At 73.1% G+C, this 17455-nt stretch carries 15 protein-coding genes; 4 read left to right on the forward strand and 11 right to left on the reverse strand.

From position 1 onward, the window contains the following. Positions 1 to 531 precede the first annotated feature (531 nt). The gene (gene trpS, locus ACIG3E_RS03615) at positions 532 to 1569 is read left to right on the forward strand and encodes a tryptophan--tRNA ligase (protein WP_399610797.1); all 1038 of its coding nucleotides are present in this window, start codon (positions 532 to 534) and stop codon (positions 1567 to 1569) included. On the opposite strand, the gene ACIG3E_RS03620 is transcribed toward trpS, so the two are convergent. Beyond that, complete coding sequence (locus ACIG3E_RS03620) at positions 1497 to 2546, reverse strand: GlxA family transcriptional regulator (RefSeq protein ID WP_399610800.1); 1050 nt, start codon at positions 2544 to 2546, stop codon at positions 1497 to 1499. The genes trpS and ACIG3E_RS03620 overlap by 73 nt on opposite strands. A 125-nt stretch (positions 2547 to 2671) precedes the next feature. Between ACIG3E_RS03620 and ACIG3E_RS03625 the strand changes: the two genes are divergently transcribed. Then, entirely contained in the window at positions 2672 to 3343 is a 672-nt protein-coding gene (locus ACIG3E_RS03625) for a cysteine hydrolase family protein (protein ID WP_399610803.1), read from the forward strand. Positions 3344 to 3418: 75 nt separating this feature from the next. Here the strand turns inward: ACIG3E_RS03625 and proC are convergent, their stop codons facing one another. From proC to ACIG3E_RS03645, 4 genes are all read right to left on the reverse strand, one after another. Continuing rightward, entirely contained in the window at positions 3419 to 4246 is an 828-nt protein-coding gene (gene proC, locus ACIG3E_RS03630; protein ID WP_399610805.1) for a pyrroline-5-carboxylate reductase, read from the reverse strand. 101 nt (positions 4247 to 4347) lie between these two features. Beyond that, a complete protein-coding gene (locus ACIG3E_RS03635) occupies positions 4348 to 5085 on the reverse strand; it encodes an ABC transporter permease (protein ID WP_399610807.1) in 738 nt (245 codons plus the stop codon). A gap of 121 nt (positions 5086 to 5206) precedes the next feature. Further along, complete coding sequence (locus ACIG3E_RS03640; protein WP_399610809.1) at positions 5207 to 6031, reverse strand: ABC transporter ATP-binding protein; 825 nt, start codon at positions 6029 to 6031, stop codon at positions 5207 to 5209. Positions 6032 to 6244: 213 nt separating this feature from the next. Next, positions 6245 to 6751 carry an EamA/RhaT family transporter gene (locus ACIG3E_RS03645; protein ID WP_399610812.1) on the reverse strand — a complete coding sequence of 169 codons (507 nt, stop codon included), beginning with the start codon at positions 6749 to 6751 and terminating at the stop codon, positions 6245 to 6247. Between the two features lie 162 nt (positions 6752 to 6913). Here ACIG3E_RS03645 and ACIG3E_RS03650 point away from each other — a divergent pair, with 162 nt between their 5' ends. Then, a complete protein-coding gene (locus tag ACIG3E_RS03650) occupies positions 6914 to 9166 on the forward strand; it encodes a PQQ-binding-like beta-propeller repeat protein (protein ID WP_399610815.1) in 2253 nt (750 codons plus the stop codon). Between the two features lie 91 nt (positions 9167 to 9257). Here the strand turns inward: ACIG3E_RS03650 and ACIG3E_RS03655 are convergent, their stop codons facing one another. The 5 genes from ACIG3E_RS03655 to ACIG3E_RS03675 form a co-directional block, all read right to left on the reverse strand. Next, positions 9258 to 9575 (reverse strand): SH3 domain-containing protein, encoded by a 318-nt coding sequence (locus ACIG3E_RS03655; protein WP_399610817.1) that lies wholly within the window; start codon positions 9573 to 9575, stop codon positions 9258 to 9260. Positions 9576 to 9726: 151 nt separating this feature from the next. Continuing rightward, complete coding sequence (gene ilvD / locus ACIG3E_RS03660) at positions 9727 to 11580, reverse strand: dihydroxy-acid dehydratase (RefSeq protein WP_399610820.1); 1854 nt, start codon at positions 11578 to 11580, stop codon at positions 9727 to 9729. A gap of 210 nt (positions 11581 to 11790) precedes the next feature. After that, positions 11791 to 12423, reverse strand: coding sequence for a TetR family transcriptional regulator (locus ACIG3E_RS03665; RefSeq protein ID WP_399610823.1), 633 nt, complete (start codon positions 12421 to 12423; stop codon positions 11791 to 11793). Next, a complete protein-coding gene (locus ACIG3E_RS03670) occupies positions 12420 to 13244 on the reverse strand; it encodes a sugar phosphate isomerase/epimerase (RefSeq protein WP_138961140.1) in 825 nt (274 codons plus the stop codon). The genes ACIG3E_RS03665 and ACIG3E_RS03670 overlap by 4 nt, the downstream gene beginning before the upstream one ends. 381 nt (positions 13245 to 13625) lie before the next feature. Continuing rightward, positions 13626 to 14558: a Ppx/GppA family phosphatase gene (locus tag ACIG3E_RS03675; protein WP_399610825.1), complete on the reverse strand. Its 933-nt coding sequence runs from the start codon at positions 14556 to 14558 to the stop codon at positions 13626 to 13628. Between the two features lie 71 nt (positions 14559 to 14629). Here ACIG3E_RS03675 and ACIG3E_RS03680 point away from each other — a divergent pair, with 71 nt between their 5' ends. Beyond that, positions 14630 to 15649, forward strand: a complete 1020-nt coding sequence (locus tag ACIG3E_RS03680; RefSeq protein WP_399610827.1) for a hypothetical protein — start codon at positions 14630 to 14632, stop codon at positions 15647 to 15649. Positions 15650 to 15658: 9 nt separating this feature from the next. Here ACIG3E_RS03680 and ACIG3E_RS03685 read toward each other — a convergent pair whose 3' ends face one another. Beyond that, positions 15659 to 17371, reverse strand: coding sequence for a hypothetical protein (locus ACIG3E_RS03685; RefSeq protein WP_399610829.1), 1713 nt, complete (start codon positions 17369 to 17371; stop codon positions 15659 to 15661). Positions 17372 to 17455 lie beyond the last annotated feature (84 nt).

Below are 17455 nucleotides of genomic sequence, written 5' to 3' on the forward strand. Positions count from 1 at the left end.
TTCGGCCTTCCGGCGGTGTCGACTCTATCAGATCCTTTCGGGCCTGATTCCCAGTCAACTTGGGCTGCCTTCCCGGCTGTTGGGCCGTTCCGACGAGTGAGACTTTAGCGGAATCTCGGCTCCCGACCTAATCGGGGGCGTTCCTTCGAACGCCGATTCCTCATTTCGCAAAAACACATGGAAACGAGCCGACGACGGACACTTCGCGAACACGAAGAGGCTGCGCGTCGATCATTTGATGGTTCTTGCGGAATGGCCGCCCGGGGACCGACCTGGGGTCGGCGCTCACGTCGGGCAACTCGGAGAACACTACGTTCCGGGTCTGGGGGTGTCAACTCCGGGCCCCGGGGCGCTACGGTGGAGCCGTGACTACGCACGCGTGCATCCAACTGTGGTGGGCCGCCTGACGGCGGCCGTACTCACGCGTGTACTCAACGGCCGCCGCCTCGGCGGCCGTTCGTGTATCTCCCTCCGGAGGACCTGAGCCCGGCCGCCGCGGCGACGGCCCCGTTCTGGAGGTGGAGAGCAGTCATGACGCGGATCTTCAGTGGGGTCAAGCCCACCGGACACCTGACGCTGGGGAACTACCTGGGGGCCGTCCGGCGCTGGGCCGAAGTGGATCAGTACCGCGCGGAGGCGTTGTTCTGCGTGGTGGATCTGCACGCGCTGACCGTGGAGCACGATCCCGGCAGGGTGCGCAGGCTCAGTCGGCAGGCGGCGACGCTGCTGCTCGCCTCGGGGATCGACCCCGAGCGGTGCACCGTCTTCGTACAGAGTCATGTGGACGAGCACGCGCGGCTCTCGTATCTGCTCGAGTGCGTCGCGACCGACGGCGAGATGCGCCGGATGATCCAGTACAAGGAGAAGGCGGCCGTCGAGCGGGCCCGGGGCGGGAGCGTGCGCCTGTCGCTCCTTACGTATCCCGTGCTGATGGCGGCGGACATCCTGGCGTACGGGGCCCATGAGGTGCCGGTGGGGGACGACCAGACGCAGCACGTCGAGCTGACACGGGATCTCGCGGTGCGGTTCAACCAGCGGTACGGGCACGCCTTCGTCGTGCCGCGGGCGACGCCGCCGCAGGTGGCGGCGCGGGTCATGGACCTGCAGGACCCGACGTCGAAGATGGGCAAGTCCCACGAGTCCGGCGCAGGCATCGTCTATCTGCTGGACGAGCCGGACGTGGTGCGGAAGAAGATCATGCGAGCCGTCACGGACAGCGGCAGCGGGGTCGCGTACGACCGCGAGGCCCGGCCGGGGGTCGCGAACCTGCTGGAGATCCTGGCTTCCTGCACGGGTGGGAACCCGGAGGAGCTGAGCGGTGCGTACGAGTCGTACGGGGCGTTGAAGAAGGACACCGCGGACGCGGTGGTGGAGCTGCTGCGGCCCGTGCGGGAGCGGCACAAGGAACTGGTCGCGGACACGGCGTACGTAGAGGAGGTGTTGCGGGCCGGGGCGGAGCGGGCCAGGGGGATGGCACGGCCGACCGTCGATGCCGCCTATCGGGCGATCGGGCTGCTGCCCCCCGCGGCCGAGGTGCCCGCGGCGGTGACGGTGAACGAGGCGCGGTAGGCGCGTGGGCTGGTGGCGAGGCGCGACGCGAAGTGCTGCCGCATCGTGATCTCGCTGCCGAAGCCCGCGCGGCGGGCGACCTCGGGCATGGGCAGGTCGGTGCGTTCCAGGAGCTTCTGCGCGGCGGCGACGCGTTGGTCGAGGAGCCAGCGCAGGGGGGTGGTGCCGGTCGCCGCGGTGAAGTGGCGGGCGAAGGAGCGCGCCGACATGCCCGCCCGGGTGGCCAGGTCGGCGACGGTGAGCGGCTCGTGGAGGTGGCGCAGGGCGTACTCGCGGACAGCGGCCAGGGCGTCGGCGTCGCGGTCGGCGCGGGGGGTGGGGTGCTCGATGAACTGCGCCTGGCCGCCGGTGCGGAAGGGGGCGGTGACCATCGAGCGGGCGATCGTCGCGGCGGTCTCGGAGCCGTGTGCCCTGCGGACCAGGTGCAGGCACAGGTCGATCCCGGCGGCGGTGCCCGCGGCGGTCCAGATGTTGCCGTCCTCGATGAAGAGAGCGTCGGGCACGACATCGACAAGGGGGTGATGGGCGCGCAGGAGGTCGACGAGGCGCCAGTGGGTGATGGCCCGGCGGCCGTCGAGCAGGCCCGCCTGGGCGAGCGTGAAGGCGCCGCCGCAGAGTGCCGCGACGGGGATGCCGCGGGCGTGGGCGCGGCGCAGGGCTTCGAGGATCGGAGGTGGTGCGGGCGTCAGGTGGTCGTCGAGGCCGGGGACGACGACCAGGTCGCGGTCGGTGAGCCGGGTCAGCCAGGTGAGGGTGCGGTCGGGGGCGAGGCTGAGGCCGCCGCGCATGGGGACGGGCCCGGCTTCGGCGGCGACGCGGCGGAGGTCGAAGGGGGGTACGCCGCGGTCACTGCGGTCGGTGCCCCAGACCTCGGTGATCACTGAGACGTCGAAGGCGCGGATGCCGGGAAAGGCGAGCAGGGCGATGCGCTGCGGGGCGCCGTGCCGGGGGCGCGGGGGCGCCGGGGTCGTGGGCACGGGGGTAGTAGGCCCCGGGGTGGCGGGTGACGACTCGGCGGCGGTGGACACGCTGGCAGTAAACCATCGATCGCTGGCTTCTGTACCTCTGGGGCGGCGGGCCCCGGGGCGGCAGCATCGAGGGCATGGAGATCACAGAGAACGCAGCGCTGATCGTGGTGGACGTACAGCAGGGCTTCGAGGAGGCGGAGTACTGGGGAGAGCGGAACAACCCGGAGGCAGACGACAACATCGCCGCGCTGATCGACGCCTGGCAGGAGACGGGGCGGCCGGTCGTGTTCGTACGGCACGACTCGCCGAAGCCGGACTCGCCGCTGCGGCCGGGGTACGCGGGCAACGACTTCAAGGAGTACGTCGAGGAGCGGCGCGGGAAGGGGACCGGTGGGGAGCTCCTGGTGACGAAGAGCGTGAACTCGGCCTTCTACGGGACGCCGGATCTGGACGCCTGGCTCAAGGAGGCGGGGATCTCGCAGTTCGTGGTGACCGGAATCCAGACCAACATGTGCGCGGAGACGACGGCGCGGATGGGCGGGAACCTCGGCTACGACGTGCTGTTCGCCCTGGACGCGACCCACACCTTCGACCTGGAGGGGCCCTTCGGCTGGCGGCTCGGAGCAGACGAGATCGCGCGGGCGACGGCGGTGTCCCTGCACGGGGGCGGTTTCGCGAAGGTGGTGACGACGGAGAACCTGATTGCCGGAGTATCGGGCCCGTCCGGGATCTCCGGCCCGCCCGCGATATCCGCCCCGTCCGCGATACCCAGCGCGGCCGAGACATCCAGCCCGTCCGGCGTTTGAGGACGAGGCCGAAGGCCGATGGCGGGAGGGCCCGGGGGTGGCATCCCCCGGCCCCGGCGGGAGAGGGCCCAACTGTCAACCGCTGCCGGAGGCAAGCTCGCGGCTGCGGTCGCGGGCGGCCTCCAAGGCGGCGATGAGCGCGGCGCGCACCCCGTGGTTCTCGAGCTCGCGGATGGCGTTGATCGTGGTACCCGCGGGCGAGGTCACGGCCTCGCGGAGCTTCACCGGGTGCTCGCCGCTGTCGCGGAGCATCACGGCGGCGCCGATCGCGGCCTGGACGATCAGGTCGTGGGCCTTGTCGCGGGGCAGGCCGAGGAGGATGCCCGCGTCGGTCATGGCCTCGACCAGGAAGTAGAAGTACGCGGGGCCGGAGCCGGACAGGGCCGTGCAGGCGTCCTGCTGGGTCTCGGGGACGCGGAGGGTCTTGCCGACGGCGCCAAAGATGTTCTCGGCGTGGGTGAGGTGGTCGGCGGTGGCGTGGGTGCCGCCCGAGATGACGGACATGCCCTCGTCGACCAGGACGGGGGTGTTGGGCATGACGCGGATGACGGGCGTGCCGGTGGTCAGGCGCTCCTCGATGAAGGAGGTGGTGATGCCCGCGGCGGCGCTGATGACGAGGCGGTCGGCGGCGGCGTGCGGGGCGAGTTCGTCGAGCAGCCTGGCCATGTCCTGCGGCTTGCAGGCGAGGATCAGGGTGTCGGCGCGCTTGGCGGCCTCGGCGTTGGTGAGGGCCTCGACGCCGTAGCGGGTGCGGAGCTCCTCGGCGCGCTCCTGGCGGCGGGTGGTGACCAGGAGTTCCGCGGGCGCCCAGCCACTGCGGATCATGCCGCTGAGCAGGGCTTCGCCGATCTTTCCGGTGCCGAGGACCGCGACGGTCTGGCTCGGCTTGCGCGTCTGGCTCATGTGCGAGGGCCTCTCCCGGGGTGCGTCGTTCGGGCCATCCTCGCATCGGGCGGGGCGGGTCACGGCGGGGCGTCCGGTGGGCGGACGGTCGCGGTCCGTGGTCAGGCCGTGCGGCGGCGCAGGGTGGCGGCGCCCAGGGCGAGGACGAGGACGGCGCAGGCGGCGACGGTGACGGCGTCGCGGACGAAGGCGCCGGTGATGTCGGGGTGGCGCAGGACCTCGTTCATGCCGTCGACGGCGTACGACATGGGCAGGGCGTCGGAGAGGGCTTCGAGGACGGGCTGCATCTTGTCGCGCGGGGTGAACAGGCCGCAGAGGAGGAGCTGGGGGAAGATCACCGCTGGCATGAACTGGACGGCCTGGAACTCGGAGGCGGCGAAGGCCGAGACGAACAGGCCGAGGGCGGTGCCGAGCAGGGCGTCCAGGAGGGCGACCAGGAGCAGCAGCCAGGCGGAGCCGGTGACGTCGAGGCCGAGGCCCCACAGCGCGAGGCCGGTGGCGAGGGCGGACTGGACGATGGCCAGGGTGCCGAAGGCGAGGGCGTAGCCCGCGATCAGGTCGGCCTTGGCGAGGGGCATGGCGAGGAGGCGTTCCAGGGTGCCGGAGGTGCGTTCGCGCAGGGTGGCGATGGAGGTCACCAGGAACATCGTGATGAGCGGGAAGATCCCGAGCAGGGACGCGCCGATGGAGTCGAAGGTGCGGGGGCTGCCGTCGAAGACGTAGCGCAGGAGCAGCAGCATCACGCAGGGGACGAGGATGAGCAGCGCGATGGAGCGCGGGTCGTGGCGGAGCTGGCGCAGGACACGGGCGGCGGTGGCGAGGGTGCGATGGATGTTCATCGTGGGCTCCGGGGGTGCCTGGGTCGGTGACGTCTGGGGTGGGTGGGGCTGGGGGCTCCTGGGTCTTTTGGTGCTTCTGGGGCACCTGTAGCTCTTGGGGCTAGGCCTCCCGCAGTGAAGCTCAGGGGAGCTGGGCCTCTCGGTGCCCGTGGGGTCGGGCCGGTTCGTCGGAGGTCCGGGCGGCGTTCGCCTTGTCGACGAGGTGGAGGAAGGCCTCCTCGACGGTGCCGGTGCCGGTGCGTTCGCGCAGGGCGTCGGGGGTGTCGTCGGCGAGGATCTCGCCCTCGCGCATGAGGAGCAGGCGGTGGCAGCGTTCCGCCTCGTCCATGACGTGGGAGGAGACGAGGATCGTGGTGCCGCGCTCGTCGGAGAGGGTGTGGAAGAGGTTCCACAGGTCGCGGCGGAGGACGGGGTCGAGGCCGACGGTGGGCTCGTCGAGGACGAGGAGTTCGGGGGCGCCGAGGAGGGCGACGGCGAGGGAGACGCGGTTGCGCTGCCCGCCGGAGAGGTTGCCCGCCAGGGCGTCGGCGTGGCCGGTGAGGTCCACGTCGGCGATGGCTCGGGTGACGTCCTCGCGGCGGCGAGCTGCGGCGGGGCCGCGGCCGGGGGTGAGGACGGCGGCGAAGTACTCCAGGTTCTGCCGGACGGTGAGGTCCTCGTAGACGGAGGGGTCCTGGGTGACGTAGCCGATGCGGGAGCGCAGGGCGGGGGTGCCCGCGGGGTGGTCCAGGACGTCCAGGGTGCCGGTGACCTTCGCCTGGGTGCCGACGACGGCGCGCATCAGCGTGGACTTGCCGCAGCCGGAGGGGCCGAGCAGGCCGGTGATCTGGCCGCGCGGGACGGTGAAGGTCAGGTCGCGCAGGACGGGGCGGTGGCCGCGGGTTGCGCTGAGGGCGTGGGCGTGGATGGCCGCTGGGGCGCGGGGCGGGGTCGCAATATTCATCATGCGATGAATATTGCTCCTGGGGGCCCGTCTCGTCAAGGTGTCGGCCGGGGCCCTCGCGGGTGCGCCCCAGGCCCGCCCCTTCCCGAAACCAGGGGGCTCCGCCCCCCGGACCCCCGCTCTCGGCGCTCCGCGCCTCGTCCTCAAACGCCGGACGGGCTGGAAGCGCCGCTTGCGGCAGCCTCCAGCCCGTCCGGGTGGTGGTGGGGTCGGTCGTTACTTCTGGCGGCGCTTGCGCTTCGCGGGGTTGCCCGCACGGCGCTTCGTGCGGCGCTCGTACTGGTCGCGCGCCGTCTCGTACTCCTCGCGATGCAGCCCCTCGCCCGGGGCCTCCTTCAGGGAGCGGAAGAAGTACGCGAGGAGGGAGCCGATGAAGCCGATGGTCATCAGGCTGCGCATGGACGCCACCGACTGCGGGTCGTGGCGCTTGGAGAACCCGTCCCACGTGCGCCGGAACGCGATCGCGCTACAGATGGCGAACATGACCACGACCAGCAGGTTCACGAACGTGCCCACGTCCGCGATCTCCAGGCCCTGGTACGCGAAGCGCAGCACCAGGCAGCCCGCGGCCGCCGCCACGAGGGAGCCGACCGCGACGCCGACGCGGCGCGCGGCGTAGCCGTCGGTGTGCTCCAGCCACGTCGTACCGAAGAAGCGGAGGGGCTCGGGGCGGGGGCCCGCCGGAGTGCCCGCGGTCTGTCCGGTACGTCGTTCGTCGCTCACGTCCTCGATTATCGCCCGGCCGCCGTCCCCCGTGCCGCGGCGGCGCGGGCGGTCGGGAGCGGGGCGAAGGGCGGGCCGCCTTGCCCCGCCTCCGGGACCGGCCGCTAATTTGTGCGGGCAGGTAGTTATACGGAGGACGACCGGTACCGGGAGGTCGAAGAGGTGTCGCTCCGCTCAGGGGACCCTGAGGAGATCGGTGGCTATCCACTGGAGTCGCGGCTCGGCTCCGGTGGCATGGGCACGGTCTTCCTCGCACGTACGGCTTCGGGGCGGCCGGTCGCGATCAAGCTGATCCACCAGCAGTTCGCGGGCGACGACGAGTTCCGCATCCGGTTCCGGCAGGAGGTCGCCGCGGCGCGCCGGGTCAGCGGCGCGTTCACCGCGGCCGTGGTCGACGCCGATCCCGAGGCGCCGCAGCCGTGGATGGCCACCGCGTACATAGAGGGCCCCACGCTCGCGCAGCGCATCGCCCAGCGCGGTCCCATCGTCGGCATGGAGCTGCGTACGCTCGCCATCGGGCTCGCGGAGGCGCTGCGGGACATCCACCGCGCGGACGTGGTGCACCGCGATCTGAAGCCGTCGAACGTCGTGCTGTCCGCCGAAGGGCCGCGCGTCATCGACTTCGGCATCTCGCGCGCCGCCGACCAGCAGACGCTGACGATGACCGGGCGGGTCATCGGCACTCCGCCGTTCATGTCGCCGGAGCAGCTCCAGACGCCGCGCGGTGTCGGTCCTTCGTCGGACGTCTTCTCGCTCGGCACGCTCCTTGTGTACGCGGCGACGGGGCAGGGGCCCTTCGACGCGGACAGCCCGTACATGACCGCGTACCAAGTCGTGCACGAGGCTCCGGCCCTGGACGACGTCCCGGACGCGCTGCGTACGGCCGTCGAGCCCTGCCTCGCCAAGGATCCCGCCGTGCGGCCCACCATCGACGAGCTCCTCGTCCGGCTGCGCGACCTGCCGGTGGACCTCGGGTCGGCGGCGGCCGGGGACGGCGGAAGCCGTACGCGGGACACGGATACGCAGCACCATCTGTCGGACACCTCGGGCGCCACGGGCACCACTGGCGTCGCGAGCGCCTCCGACGGCTCGGGCGCCTCTGACGGCCCGGGCGCCGCGCCCGCCCGTGGGCTCGGCGGGCGGCTGCGCCGCCGCTGGCGGCCCGTGCTCGCCGCCGTCCTGGGCGTCGCCGTGATCGCCGGGTGTGTCGCGCTGCTCCGGCCGGGCGCGGACGGCCCCCGCGACGACGGGCCCGACGACAACGGCCGCGACATGGCGGTGGTCGGTTCGCCGCTCCCCCACGGCTTCAAGGCCTGGCGGCAGAACGTGCCGCCGGGCGGGGCGAAGCTCACGGACGAGCTGCGCTGCGTGCCGCGCGGCGACTCGGCGTACTGCGGGGGCGGCGGGGTCATCGCCACCCGGATCCGCGTCGCCGACGGCCACCGGATGTGGACGGCGCACCACCGGGGCGTCCCCATGCAGAACACGTATCTGGTCGGCGTGTCCGGGAACACGGTCCTCGGCTACCGGCTGCTCCCCGACGGCTCGGGCCCCGGCGAGGTCGTGGCCCTCGACGCGGCCCGGGGCAAGGAGCTGTGGTCGGCCCGGTTCGGCAGCAAGTCGATGGCCGTCACGGGCCGTTCCGCCGACGCCGAGGTGATCGGCTCCACCGTGGTCATGCTCAACGCGGCCCGTACCCACGTCGAGGGCCGCGCGGTCCGCTCCGGGAAGGTGCTGTGGCGGACCCCGGTCCCGGCGGGCGCCGTCTGCGCGCCGGTGACCGCCGGGGGCGCGGCCCAGGTGATGTGCGCTCCCGCCACCGAGGTGGAGGCCACCGCGATCCGGCACGCCACGGTGCGCGGCCTCGACCCCGCGTCGGGGGCCTTCGGCAGGGCCGTCGCCCTCCCGGGGCCGCTCCAGGTGCTCGGCGCGCACGACGGACGGCTCGTCCTGGCCAAGGAGCGGGTGGGCGAGATCGGCGTCGTCGAGTACGAGGCGGTCGTCCGCGTGGACGTGGCGCGGGGCAAGGCCACGACGGTCCGGCTGCCGAAGCGCTACGGCGGCTCCCCGAGCCTGGCCGCCGGGACGGTGTACTTCACCGAGCAGAACGGCGAGGTCAACGCGGTCGACGCGGTGACCGGCAGGCTCCGGTGGACCCGGCAGGCGGGCGTGGAGGGGGCGTCAGGTCCGGTCGCCGGGCCCGGGGCGCTGTACTTCAGCTCGGCCAGCGGCCGCGTCGCCGCGCTCGCGCCGCGCGACGGCAGGCGCCTCTGGACGGCGGACCCCAAGGCCAACGGCTCCGCGGAGGTGGGCACGAGCCCGCGCGTCGCCCTCGCGGGGCGTGCGGCGATCGTGACCGGGGCCGGGAACCTGGTGTACGCGTTCGACACGGCGAAGCCGCCGAAGTCCGGGTGATACCCGGGCCCGGCGGCCTCTCGTACCGAAAGCGGCACCGGTCAGCGGCACCGGACCCGGTCAGCAGCGCGGGTCGGCGTCGCGGCGCCCGTCAGCAGCGCGGCGCCACGTAGCCGTTGCTGCCCGTGCGCACATAGGTGTCGGAGACGTAGCGTCCGCTGCCGATGCGGTCCCAGATCTTCGACGTGCCGGTGGGGCCGGTCACCGTCTCGCCGGGCTTCTGGCAGCCGATGGTGACGAAGGTGCCCGCGGAGAGGCGGCCGACCTTGTCGTAGCCGGTGCCGGGGCCCGAGCGGACGTTGACGTCCTCGACGATCGCGTACCGCCGGGCCGTCGCCGCCTCTATCGTCAGTTCCGCCCCGTCCGCCCCATCGGCGGTCGCGGGCATCGTCAGTTCTTCGCTGCTCATGGTGATCCCCCGTGTGTCCCCGTGTTCCCCGTGAAACGGGCGGCGCGGGCCGCCCATGGCATGTACTCCACACCATAGACGCGCCCGCGCGCCACACCAGTTGCAGGACAAACAGGGACAGTCGGCCCGTGAGCGGCCGCTAGGCCCCGCCTCAGCCCAGCCGCGACACGTCGCGCACCGCGCCCTTGTCCGCGCTCGTCGCCATCGCCGCGTACGCCCGCAGGGCCGCGGAGACCTTGCGCTCGCGGGACTTGGGCGCGTACGTGCCGCCGAGGGCCTCGCGGCGGCGGGCCAGCTCGGCGTCGTCGACCAGGAGCTCGATCGAGCGGCCCGGGATGTCGATGCGGATGCGGTCGCCGTCCTCGACGAGGGCGATGGTGCCGCCGGACGCGGCCTCCGGCGACGCGTGGCCGATGGACAGGCCCGACGTACCGCCGGAGAAGCGGCCGTCGGTGACCAGGGCGCAGGCCTTGCCGAGGCCGCGGCCCTTGAGGAAGGAGGTGGGGTAGAGCATCTCCTGCATGCCGGGGCCGCCCTTGGGGCCCTCGTAGCGGATGACGACGACGTCGCCCTCCTTGACCTGCTTGTTCAGGATCTTCTCCACGGCCTCCTCCTGCGACTCGCAGACGACGGCCGGGCCCTCGAAGGTCCAGATGGACTCGTCGACGCCCGCGGTCTTCACGACGGCGCCGTCGACGGCCAGGTTCCCCTTGAGGACGGCGAGGCCGCCGTCCTTGGAGTAGGCGTGGGCGACGTCGCGGATGCAGCCGTTCGCGGCGTCCGTGTCGAGGGTCTCCCAGCGCTCGGACTGCGAGAAGGCCTCGGCGGAGCGCTTGCAGCCGGGGGCCGCGTGCCACAGCTCCAGGGCCTCGGGGGCCGCGGAGCCGCCGCGCACGTCCCAGGCGTCGAGCCACTGCTTGATGGAGGGCGAGTGGACCGTGTGCACGTCCTCGTTGAGGAGGCCGCCGCGGTACAGCTCGCCGAGGATCGCGGGGATGCCGCCCGCGCGGTGCACGTCCTCCATGTAGTACGTGCCCTGCGGCGCCACGTTCGGGGCGACCTTCGCCAGGCAGGGGACGCGGCGCGAGACGGCGTCGATGTCGGTCAGGTCGTAGCCGACCTCGGCCTCCTGGGCGGCGGCCAGGAGGTGCAGGATCGTGTTGGTGGAGCCGCCCATGGCGATGTCGAGGGCCATGGCGTTCTCGAAGGCGGCGTGGGTCGCGATGTTGCGCGGCAGGACGGAGGCGTCGTCCCCGTCGTAGTAGCGCTTGGTGATCTCGACGACCGTCGCACCCGCCCGCTCGTACAGGGCCCTGCGGGCGGTGTGGGTGGCGAGCACCGAGCCGTTGCCCGGCAGGGACAGGCCGATGGCCTCGGTCAGGCAGTTCATCGAGTTGGCCGTGAACATGCCGGAACAGGAGCCGCAGGTCGGGCAGGCGTTCTCCTCGATGCGGAGGATGTCCTCGTCGGAGACGTTCTCGTTCGACGCGTCGACCATCGCGTCGATCAGGTCGAGCTTGCGGACGGTGCCGTTGACCAGGGTGGCCTTGCCCGCTTCCATGGGGCCGCCGGAGACGAAGACCGTCGGGATGTTCAGGCGCAGGGCGGCCATCAGCATGCCGGGCGTGATCTTGTCGCAGTTCGAGACGCAGATCAGGGCGTCGGCGCAGTGGGCCTCCACCATGTACTCGACGGAGTCGGCGATCAGGTCGCGCGACGGCAGGCTGTAGAGCATGCCGCCGTGGCCCATCGCGATGCCGTCGTCCACGGCGATCGTGTTGAACTCGCGCGGGATGCCGCCCGCCTCCCGGACGGCCTCGCTGACGATGCGGCCGACCGGCGCCAGGTGGGTGTGGCCGGGCACGAACTCGGTGAAGGAGTTGGCGACGGCGATGATCGGCTTGCGGCCGATGTCCGCGCCCGGTACCCCGGAGGCCCGCATCAGGGCGCGGGCGCCCGCCATGTTGCGTCCGTGGGTGACTGTGCGGGACCTCAGCTCGGGCATCGTCGCTCGCTCCTTCAGGGGCAGATCTCGATACGGCTCTCGAAACGGCTGTCAATACAGCCGTCGGTACGGCTGCTCGATACAGCTGTCGGTACGGCTGCTCGATACAGCTCTCGACAGGGCCGAGCGTACGCCGATGATCCAAGATCCGGACAGGGTGTCCGGATGGCGGGACGACCGTCTCACGCTCCCTGGCGCGGAGCCGCGCGGTCAGGCGGGTCCCGGGAAGCCCGTCAGATGCCCCTGGACCACCGGGGCCACCCGTGCCACCAGCTCCTCCAGGTCCGCCGACGCCAGCGGCTCCACCTGGATGACGTAGCGGAGCATCGCGATGCCCACCAGCTGGGCCGCCGCCAGTTCGGCGCGCAGCTGCGCGTCGGGCAGGTCGAGGGTCCCGGCGATGCGGGACAGGAGCTGGGCGGAGACCAGGCGGCGGAAGACGGCGGCGGCCGTCTCGTTGTTGACCGCCGAGCGGACGATCGCGAGCAGGGGCGTGCGGGTGGCCGGGTCCTCCCAGACGCCGAGGATGAAGCGGGTCAGGCGCTCGCCGACGGTGTCGAGCGGGCCGTCCTGGATCGCGGCCGGGGCCTGGAGCGCGGGCGCGAAGGAGACCTCGACGGCCGCCGCGAAGAGCTGCTCCTTCGTACCGAAGTAGTGGTGCACGAGGGCGGAGTCGACACCTGCCGCCTTGGCGATGGCGCGTACGGAGGTCTTCTCGTAGCCGTGCGCGGAGAACTGGTCGCGGGCCGCGTCCAGGATCGTCTCGCGGGTGGCGGGCCCGCGCTCGGTCTGGGTGCGCGAGGGGCGGCCCCGGCGCCGGGGCGCGGCGGCGTCCGCCGTCACGGGCGCGGCACCTTCGCCGACGACGCCAGGTGCAGCCGGGTGAAGGCCAGGGCCTCGGCGAGGTCGGCCTCGCGCTCGGCGCTGGACATGGCGCGGCGGGTGTTGACCTCGATGACCACGTGGCCGTCGAAGCCGGAGGTCGCGAGGCGCTCCAGGAGCGCGGCGCAGGGCTGGGTGCCGCGGCCGGGCACGAGGTGCTCGTCCTTCGCGGAGCCCCTGCCGTCGGCGAGGTGGACGTGGCCGAGCCGGTCGCCCATGCGGTCGACCATCTGCAGGGCGTCCGTACGGGCGGTGGCGGTGTGGCTGAGGTCTATCGTGAAGTGGCGGTAGTCGTCCTTGGTGACGTCCCAGTCGGGGGCGTACGCGAGCATCTCGCGGTCGCGGTAGCGCCAGGGGTACATGTTCTCCACGGCGAAGCGCACGTCCGTCTCCTCGGCCATCCGCCAGATCCCCTGGACGAAGTCCCGGGCGTAGCCGCGCTGCCAGCGGAAGGGCGGGTGCACGACGACCGTCGACGCGTCCAGCTTCTCGGCGGCGGCCCGGGCGCGCTGGAGCTTCACCCAGGGGTCGGTGGACCAGACGCGCTGGGTGATCAGGAGGCAGGGCGCGTGCACCGCGAGGATGGGGATCTGGTGGTAGTCGCTGAGGCGGCGCAGGGCCTCGATGTCCTGGCTGACGGGATCGGTCCACACCATGACCTCGACGCCGTCGTAGCCGAGGCGCGCCGCGATCTCGAAGGCCGTCGCCGTCGACTCCGGATAGACCGAGGCGGTCGACAGGGCGACCTTCGCGTCCGGGATACGTACGACTGGTTCCACCACGGGGAACAGCGTACGGGGCCCTGCGAGGGAGCGGGGAGCCGACGTCCGGCCCGGGCCCCGGCCCTGGCCCCCCGGCCCCTTTTCGGCGCTCCGCGCCTCGTCCTCAAACGCCGGACGGGCTGGATGTTCCCTGCGGCGCCGCCGTCGTCTCCCATCGGCCTGCGGCCTCGTCCTCAAACGCCGGACGGGCTGGGTGGTTGCCCGTGCGGGCCGGATCTCGACTGCGGATCGCGTCTCGGCCGCAGACGGGATCCGGGCCGCGCCGGAGACTTTCAGCCCGTCCGGCGTTTGAGGACGAGGCGCGGAGCGCCGACAAACGGGGGCACGGGGGCGGAGCCCCCGGTTCGGGAAGGGGCGGGTCTGGGGCGCCACCGCGAGGGGCTAGCACGCGGGCAAGTGGTCCAGGCGCCGCAGGATCACGCCCTCCCGAAGGGCCCAGGGGCAGATCTCTACGGACTCGACCCCGAAGAGATCCATCGCGCCCTCCGCGACCAGCGCCCCCGCGAGCAACTGCCCGGCCCGCCCCTCGGACACCCCGGGAAGCTCGGCCCGCTCCCCCGCGGTCATCGCGGCCAGCCGCGGAACCCAGTCCTCCAGAGACTTCCGCTTCAGCTCGCGCTGCACGTAGAGCCCCTCCGTGGACCGCGCCGCACCACCGAGCCTGGCGAGCTGCTTGAAGGTCTTGGACGTGGCCACGACGTGGTCGGGGCTGCCGAGGCGGCTGAACTCCCCCACGGTCCGCGCGATCTGCGCCCGCACGTGCCGCCGCAGGGCACGGACGTCCTCCGGCTCCGGCGGGTCCTCCGGCAGCCACGCGGCGGTGAGCCGCCCGGCGCCGAGCGGCAGGCTGACCGCGGCGTCGGGCTCCTCGTCCATGCCGTACGCGATCTCCAGGGAGCCGCCGCCGATGTCGAGGACGAGCAGCTTGCCCGCGGACCAGCCGAACCAGCGGCGGACGGCCAGGAAGGTGAGCCGCGCCTCCTCCTCGCCGGTGAGGACCTGGAGGTCGACGCCGGTCTCGGCGCGTACCCGGGCGAGGACGTCGTCGGCGTTGGTGGCCTCGCGCACGGCGGAGGTCGCGAACGGCAGCAGGTCCTCGACGCCCTTGTCCTCGGCGGCCTGGAGGGCGTCACGCACCGTGGCGATGAGCTGGTCGACGCCTTCGGGGCCGATCGCGCCCGCCGGGTCGAGCAGTTGGGCAAGGCGCAGGTCGGCCTTGTGGGAGTGCGCGGGCAGCGGTCGCGCGCCGGGGTGGGCGTCCACCACCAGCAGATGCACCGTGTTCGAACCCACGTCGAGGACACCGAGTCTCATATACGGAACGCTACTGCGCTCACGGCTTTCGCTGGTCCCGGGGCGGGTGTGAGCACGCATACCCTGGAGGCGTGCCAAAGACGAAAAAGGCGAAGACCGACAAAACGAAGTCCGCGCGCTCATCGGAGCCCTCGGACGTGTCGGCGCCGCCCGCGCGCGGCGGCGCGGACGGCAAGGCGAGCAAGGCAGGCAAGGCCAGCAAGGCGGACAGGACGGCCGAGGAGGCACGGGGCGAGAAGGCCGCCAAGGCAGGCAAGAAGGACAAGTCCGGCAAGGCCGACCGCGCCGACAAGGCCGTGCGGAAGCTCCGCAGGACGGCGGACGGCGCGGTGCCCGCCGACGACGAGAAGGGCCTCGACTTCCCCCGGGCCTGGGTGGAGTTCCCCGATCCGGCGGACGACGAGCAGATCTTCCGCTGCGACCTGACCTGGCTGACCTCCCGCTGGACCTGTGTCTTCGGCAGCGGCTGCCAGGGCATCCAGGCGGGCCGCGCCGACGACGGCTGCTGCACGCTCGGCGCGCACTTCTCCGACGAGGACGACGAGAAGCGCGTCGCCACCTTCGTGGAGCGCCTGACGCCCGACATCTGGCAGCACCACGACGTGGGCCGGGAGACCGGCTGGGTGTCGCAGGACGAGGACGGCGAGCGCCAGACCCGGCCGTACAACGGCTCGTGCGTCTTCCAGAACCGCCCCGGCTTCGCGGGTGGCGCGGGCTGCTCGCTGCACATCCTGGCGCTCAAGGAGGGCCGGGAGCCGCTGGAGACCAAGCCGGACGTGTGCTGGCAGCTGCCGGTGCGGCGGACGTACGACTGGATCGAGCGCCCCGACGACACCAAGGTGCTCCAGGTGTCCATCGGTGAGTACGACCGCAGGGGCTGGGGGCCGGGCGGCCACGACCTGCACTGGTGGTGCACGTCGGCGACCTCGGCGCACGGGGCGGGCGATCCCGTGTACGTCTCGTACCGGCCGGAGCTGATCGAGCTGATGGGCAAGGCGGGCTACGACCGGCTCGTGGAGCTGTGCGAGGCGCGCCTCGCCTCGCAGCTGCCGCTGCTGGCCCCGCATCCGGCCGACCCGCCGCGCGCCTAGCGGGACTGCTCAGCCCTGGCCGGGGCCGCCGTCGCCACTCGGCGGGGGCGTCGAGCCGGGGTCCGAGGGGGTCGGCGTGGGGTCGGTGGGCGCCGGGTCCGTGGGGGTCGGGTCGGGGTCGGGCGGGGTCGGTGTCGGGTCGCCGTCCCCGCTGGGGGTGGGTGTCGGGTCCGGGTCGGAGGGGCCGGGGCGGGTCGGCGTCGGGCGGGGGCCGGGGCGGCTGGGCCGGGAACTGCCGTACCCCTCGATGGAGATGACGGCTCCCGAGGGTGCGATCGTGACGCGCGCGCTCCAGTGGCCGGGCGGCTCGCGGTCGTCGTCGACGTACACCCGGATGGTGAACGAATCGCCCGGCGCGAGCGTTCCCGACGCGTGGCTCAGGAGGAGCCAGGGGGCTCCGGTGCTCGCGGACCAGCGCACCGGCGAACTCCCGGACGCGGTCAGCGTGATGAGGGTGACGCCGCCGTTCGACCGGGCCTGGACGGCGATGCGGCCCGCGCCGGGCGCGGCGGGGGCACCGGGGCTGATGACCTCCACGGAGACGCCGGGGCCGCCGCGCCCCGCGGCGAAGCGGGGGTCGGGGGTGGTCCTGGCGTTGCCCGCGTTCTCGTAGCTGTCGCGGCGAGAGCCGTCGCGGCCGCCGTCGTCGGCCTCGGAGGCGCTGGACGCGCGGCCGTCGGTGCCCTCGCCGGTCAGGGGGGCGCCCCGGTAGGCGGCCCACAGGGCGAGGACGGGGGCGGCCACGACGGTGGCGACGACCGTGGTCGTGACGGCACGCGCGCGGAAGCGCTCCCGGCGGGCGGCGTGGTCCTTGGGGTCCATGGGGAAGCCGCGCCGGTCGAAGCGGGGCCCGCCGCGGTTCCTGCGGGGGGCGCGCGGGGCGTGGGCCATGGCGTGGTGCAGGGCCGCGCGCGGGGCTTCGATCAGGGGCAGCGCGGCCGGGGTGACGGCCGTGCCGGGCCAGGCTCCGGCGCCGGCGCGCTCGGCGGTGCGGCGGCAGCGCGGACAGTCGTCGACGTGCCGGACGAGCTCGCGGCGCAGGGCGGTGCCGAGGAGGACCTGGTTGTCACCGGTGAGGCGGGCGACGATGGGGCAGGTGCCGGTCTCGACGACGGCGAGCGCGGCGCGGGTGCGCTCCACCTCGCAGGCGGCGGACGCGAGCAGTTCGCGCGCCGCCGTGAGGTCCAGGCCGAGGACGGCGGCGACCTCCTTGGGCGCGAGCTGGTGGCGGACGGCGAGCTCCAGGGCCTCGCGCTGCTCGGGCGTCGTCCCGGCGGCCTCGGGCCAGGCCAGCTGGGCGAGTTCGCGGCGGCGGGCGCGCTCGGCCTCGTCCGCGGGCGGCGCCTCCGTGGCGTGCGGGGGCGCGGGCGGGGTCTTGCCCGACCCGGCCGCGTGCGCTCCTTGGCGGCCGCCCTTGCGGGCCTCGGCGAGGGCGCGCAGACACATCCAGCGGGCGAGCGCGTACAGCCACGCGCGCGTGTCGCCGTCAGGGCGGGCCCCGCGGCGCTCGGCGAGCGCGAGGACGTCGCCGAGGGCGGTGGTGGCGGTGTCGTGGTCGCAGAGGACGGACAGGCAGTACGTGAACAGGCCGTCCAGGAACGGTTCGTAGGGCGCGGCGGGCGCCTGCGCGACCGTGCGCGGCACCACGCGGCCGCGGGGGCCCGCATAGGCACGGTGCGCGCCGGTGGTGTGCGTGGGGACTTCCGGACTGCTGCTCATCACCCGTGCGAAGTTAGGCGCATGATGCCGGGGGCTTCCTCCCCCTTGAGCACATTTAATCCTTACGGGTGAACAGATCCCTCAAAA

The sequence above is a fragment of the Streptomyces sp. NPDC053474 genome (assembly GCF_044544845.1).
GTDB lineage: Bacteria > Actinomycetota > Actinomycetes > Streptomycetales > Streptomycetaceae > Streptomyces.